Source organism: Pedobacter sp. 10L46_2 (genome assembly GCF_056395165.1).
Window position 1 is genome coordinate 1 of the sequence record NZ_JBFTIZ010000296.1, and the last position, 5,267, is coordinate 5,267.

Here is a 5,267-nt window from a genome sequence, read left to right on the forward strand (position 1 = left end):
CACTTAAACAGCGTAAAGTCGAACTTGTGGGTGAGGCTTATTTTGAAGTTGCGAAAGATAAAATCCATCCTTTTATTGTGAAAACAGATAAACAAGAGGTTGAGGTGTTGGGTACCCATTTCAACGTAAATTCTTATAGCGATGAGGATGCAACCAGAACTACATTATTAGAAGGATCTGTTAAAGTGTCGAACCATAATGAACATAAGATTTTACAGCCTGGTCAGGAATCGTTGTTAGCCAAAAATAACCTAAGTGTTCGTAAGGCAGACACAGAGGGGGCTGTAGCCTGGAAAAATGGAGATTTTATATTTAATAACGAAGATTTTGGCAGCATTCTGCGTCAGGTTGCCCGATGGTATAATGTTGAAATTGTTGACAATGGAAATCATAAAAACCTCCATTTAAGCGGTACAGTATCTCGTTCAAAAAATATTTCGGTTGTTTTAAAAGCATTAGAAGTAACGGGTAAGGTTAAATTTAAAATAGACGGAAACAGAGTTATAGTTACAGAGTAGATGAGATTGATATTCGCGTTTTTTTTGATCGTATTTCTGCATACCACAGTTAACGCGAACGCGCAAGGTATCACTCTGTCGCTAAAGGATACCGAATTGTCGACAGTTTTTAAGGAGATCAGAAAACAATGCAACTATGATTTTCTGTACGATAACTCTTTACTACAGGGCTTAAAAACAGTTAGTATAACTGTTAAAAATGCAGGTATTGATTTGGTTTTGAGTACCGTTTTTGAAGATCTACCTGTAACCTACATTATCGAAAATAAAATTGTAATGATTATTGCTAAGAATAAGAATGAAGTTTTGCCACCACAGAGTTTATATGCTATTTCCGGGGTAGTTAAAGATAAGAATGGAGAGACATTGCCGGGTGCCGGCATTTTACTTAGCGGATACCAGACAGGAACTGTGGCAGATAATGAAGGAAGGTTTGTGATTCGAAATTTAAAGGAAGGAAATTACAATGTGCTTGTTCAAATGATCGGGTATCTTCCAGCAAACCAAAACGTAACCATTATTAGTAAATCTGCCGATATAGAAATTAAGCTTCAGGAAAATATTAAACAGTTAAAAGAGGTCGTAATTACATTAGATCCGCATCGTGAAGAGCGCCTTAAGGCCTTTAAGGAAAGTTTCATTGGCACATCCCCAAATTCTAAAAAGTGCGAAATTACTAATCCGGAGGTAATACAATTTGATTATGATGATGAAAAGCACATATTGAAAGCAATAGCCGATGAATTTATTGTTGTAGAAAATAAAGCATTGGGGTACCGAATTAAATACCTGCTTAAATACTTTGAAGAAGATGAAGAAACAAAGATTGTCTTATTTTATGGCTATCCTTATTTTGAAGAAATCAAGGGCACAAGGTCAAAAATAAGAGCTTACCAGGAAAAAAGAAAAGTGGCCTACTTAGGTTCTCCTCAACATTTTTTCAGATCGTTATACAGTAACTCAATTGAGGAAGATGGCTTTATTATTAACAAACTGGTAAAGGCCCCAAATAAGAGTAAACGCCCGGATACACTAACTGAAGCGAAGATTAACTTCTTTTCTGATATCAGAGGGAAACAAATTAGCTTAAAGACCAGAAAAGATTCTTTGAGTTACTGGACCATGATGAAGAATAAGCCGGATACTTTAGAAGTGCTAACCAGAGGGAAGGTGTTAACAGATACTTTGGTTAAACAAAAATTAAGCAGCCTGAAAACCCTCAATTACAAAGATGCACTGTACATCGTTTTTAAAAAGGAGAGGGAAACAAGAAACTATGCGGATCATTCTGGTTACAAGATTGAAAGACCACCAGAATATTCGAGGTTTCAGATCTCATTGGTTTATCAATTAAAATCGTCCATCAATTTTTATGAGAACGGGGGCATTTATGATCCCGGATCTTTGCTCTATGAAGGTTTCTGGGGTTATGAAAAGGTTGCAGATATGGTGCCGATGGATTATATCTTACCAAAAACAAAAGACTAATTAACTTGGTATTCTGAATTTTATGGTAGTGTTGTTGTAACATGTTAATTACGCTTAAAACGCTTTAGCAAAGCTTATTGTACCTTTATGGCACACACACAACCAAATGAACCATTTTATTAAATCAATTCTTTTACTTGTAGCGCTTACTGGTGCTTTTTTAACCAGTAAAGCACAAAGTTACACGGTTAAAGGAAACATATTAGATACTGCTGGGCTGCCACTGCCCGGTGCCATCGTTAGAATTAACTGGGTTAAAGATAGCCTGGGTATTTCGGCCAATACAGACGGAAGCTTCAGTTTTACCAAGGTTAAGTCTAAACAATTTACCTTAACAGCAGCATTTATTGGATTTGATACTTTTACCAAACAGTACACCATTACACAAGGCAATACCCTGGTAATTCCCAATGTTAAACTCAAACCAACTTCCAATACTCTTGATGCAGTAATTATTTCGGGAGTTCCTCCTGTAAAAGTTACTGAAGATACTGTAAGCTTTAATGCGGCTTCTTTTCCTGTTAGGGAAGGGGATGCTGTAGATGAAATATTGAAAAAGTTACCCGGTATAAAGGTTGATAAAGATGGAAATGTAACCAACCAAGGTACACCGGTAACCAAGATAAAAGTAAATGGAAAGGATTTCTTTGGTACGGATGTGGCTACTGCCATTAAGAATTTGCCTGCCGACATCATTAAAAACCTTCAGTTTATAGACGACTATGGCGATCAGGCTAAATTAACAGGCATAAAAACAGGTGAGCCTGAAAAAATACTGAACCTAACCATTCAGGAGGATAAGAAAAAGGGATACTTTGCCCGGGCACAGGGAGGGGTAGGTAATTCTGACAGGTACAATACCAGCTTTAGGGGCAATAGCATGAAAGGAGAGCGCCAGGTTTCTTTTGATGGTACAGTAAATAATGCGAACATGAGAGGGGGCGGAGGTGATGGAATAACTACCAGAAATGCAGGTGGCTTGAATTATCGAAATGAGTGGAGCACCAAACTTTCTGCTGATGCAAGCTATAATTTCGATAACACTAAAAACAATACCATTAGTACTTCGCATACCCAGAACTTTCTTGATAGTTATACCCGTTTAGAGGATTCGAGGAACGATAATTTAAACAACAGGTATAATCATGAGTTTAATGGTAATGTAGAATATAAGAGAGATACCATGAATTATCTTAAAGTGTCTCCACAGTTTACATATAATACAAATAGCGGTAGTAGTGGTGGCCTTTCTACTATCACTCAAGAGGATCTGATCACGAACCGCAATAGTAAAAACCTGAATAATGCCAGTTCCTTATTCATGAAAACTAACTTGTTTTACAATCATAAATTTTCTAAGAAAGGCAGGAACTTTAGTTATTGGGGTGGTTTTAACTATTCTAATGGTGATAACTTTAAGGACGTGTCTAATGATTACCTGATTACTGAGGGCGGGGTTGATTCTACAAGATTCCAAAATCAACTTACCGATCAGAATAGCCACACCCTGGGTACCTACTCGGGATTTTCTTACATGGAACCTTTGTGGCGTAAAACATTTATCGAATTCAATTACAATTATAGCCGATCTGCCACTTCCAGTACCAGAGATACCCGGGACGTACTTAACGGTGGAGAAGTGTTTAATCCGGATTTAAGTAATAATTACGATTATCAGTTTATTACCAATAAAGTAGGGGTAAACTATCGTTTTATTAGTGAAAAGTTTAATTATACTTTAGGTGTAAATGGTCAGCCAGCCGTACTTAAAGGGCAAAATGTCAGTAAAGACATCAGTACAGAACAAAGGACATTTAATCTGATCCCTTCGGCCAGAATGGTGTATAGATTTTCAAATCAGGAATCGTTTGAGTTCAATTATTGGGGGCGTAACAACCAACCCGGGTTTTTACAACTACAGCCCATTGCTGACAATTCTAACCTTCAAAACGTAGTGATTGGTAATCCAGACTTAAAGCCTGAATTTATTCACAGTGTAAATGCCCGCTACAAACAATCAGACTGGAACCGTGGGCATATGTTATCGGCCAATATTTCATATAACCAAACACAAAATAAGATCGTAACTACTAAAGTACTGATCCCAAATACAGTAAATCAAATAACCAGTTATACCAATACTGATGGTTTTTATAATTTAAGTGGAGACTATAACTATTCCAAGCCGTTCTTTGAGCGTAAGTTTACAATAGAGTTTTCCGGATGGGGTTCCTTAAATAACAATGTTGCTTTTGTTGATCAAAATAAGAACGTTGCAAAAAATGCAGTATGGAGACAGGAATTGGAATTTAGGGTAGACCTGGAAAATATTGTTAATTTCGAAATAGAGACATCTTACATGCAAAATAGGACTACCTATTCGCAAGAGAATTTCGAAGACCGGCAGACCAATCGTTTTGAATACGGAATAGAGGGGCGTAATTACTTTTTTAAAGATCTAACTCTTGGTTACGACTTTACTAAACAGATCAATTCAGGGTATGATAATTCTTTTGTGAATAACCCTACTATATTACGGTTGTTTATGGAGTACAAGTTTCTTAAAAAAGACATGGGCACCTTACGTCTGGATGGGTTTGATTTATTTAATGAAAATTCAGGCATCTCAAGAGATGTGTTCGATAACGTAATTGTAGATAGACAAGTAAACAGATTAGGTCGATATTTCATGCTTTCGTTTATATTTAAAGTAAGGAAGTTTGGAGCTTAAGAAATAGTAAGTGGCACTTAATTTGTTTGGGTAAAGCATTAAGTATAAAAAAACGGCTAAATTTGTCGCTAACTCACTTGCTTTGAAAAAAACTGTACTGCCTGTTGTTGTGTTAATAACGATGCTATCATCGTGTAATTGGTTTAAAGATGTGCCTGAAGTAGGGGTAGTACTGTCAGATCATTTCAAAAATAAACTGTACAAAAAATTTGATACTGCTGTATATAATGTTGTTTTTAAAAAACACCTTGATTCTTTAAAACCTAAATTTTCGAATCCCAATACGTTAACAAACTATTACTATGCAAATGAATATAAACCTGAATTGGTTACCAAATTCTTTGTAAATGGTGGGTTAGATAGTTTAGAAAACTACATAGGCAGGAGTGAGGAACATGGCTTTAGCCCAAATCTCTTTAGGTATAAGCAAATAGAATCGCTGTTGGCTACATTACACGCCAATAAATTCAAATCAATAGATGAAGTTTATCCTGTAATTGCTGATCTGGAGCTTAATGCTGCAGAGGGGC

At 36.4% G+C, this 5,267-nt stretch carries 3 protein-coding genes and 1 pseudogene; all 4 read left to right on the forward strand.

Annotation, left to right across the window (positions count from 1 at the left end):
* A partial coding sequence (locus AC1DDX_RS22895; RefSeq protein WP_477622651.1) for a FecR family protein occupies nucleotides 1-518 on the forward strand: 518 nt, incomplete at its 5' end.
* The gene (locus AC1DDX_RS22900; RefSeq protein WP_172660690.1) at nucleotides 519-2,006 is read left to right on the forward strand and encodes a carboxypeptidase-like regulatory domain-containing protein; all 1,488 of its coding nucleotides are present in this window, start codon (nucleotides 519-521) and stop codon (nucleotides 2,004-2,006) included.
* 106 nt (nucleotides 2,007-2,112) lie between these two features.
* Nucleotides 2,113-4,737, forward strand: a complete 2,625-nt coding sequence (locus AC1DDX_RS22905) for an outer membrane beta-barrel protein (protein WP_288880651.1) — start codon at nucleotides 2,113-2,115, stop codon at nucleotides 4,735-4,737.
* 82 nt (nucleotides 4,738-4,819) lie between these two features.
* Nucleotides 4,820-5,267 (forward strand): annotated as a pseudogene (locus AC1DDX_RS22910) (L,D-transpeptidase family protein); the annotation flags it as partial.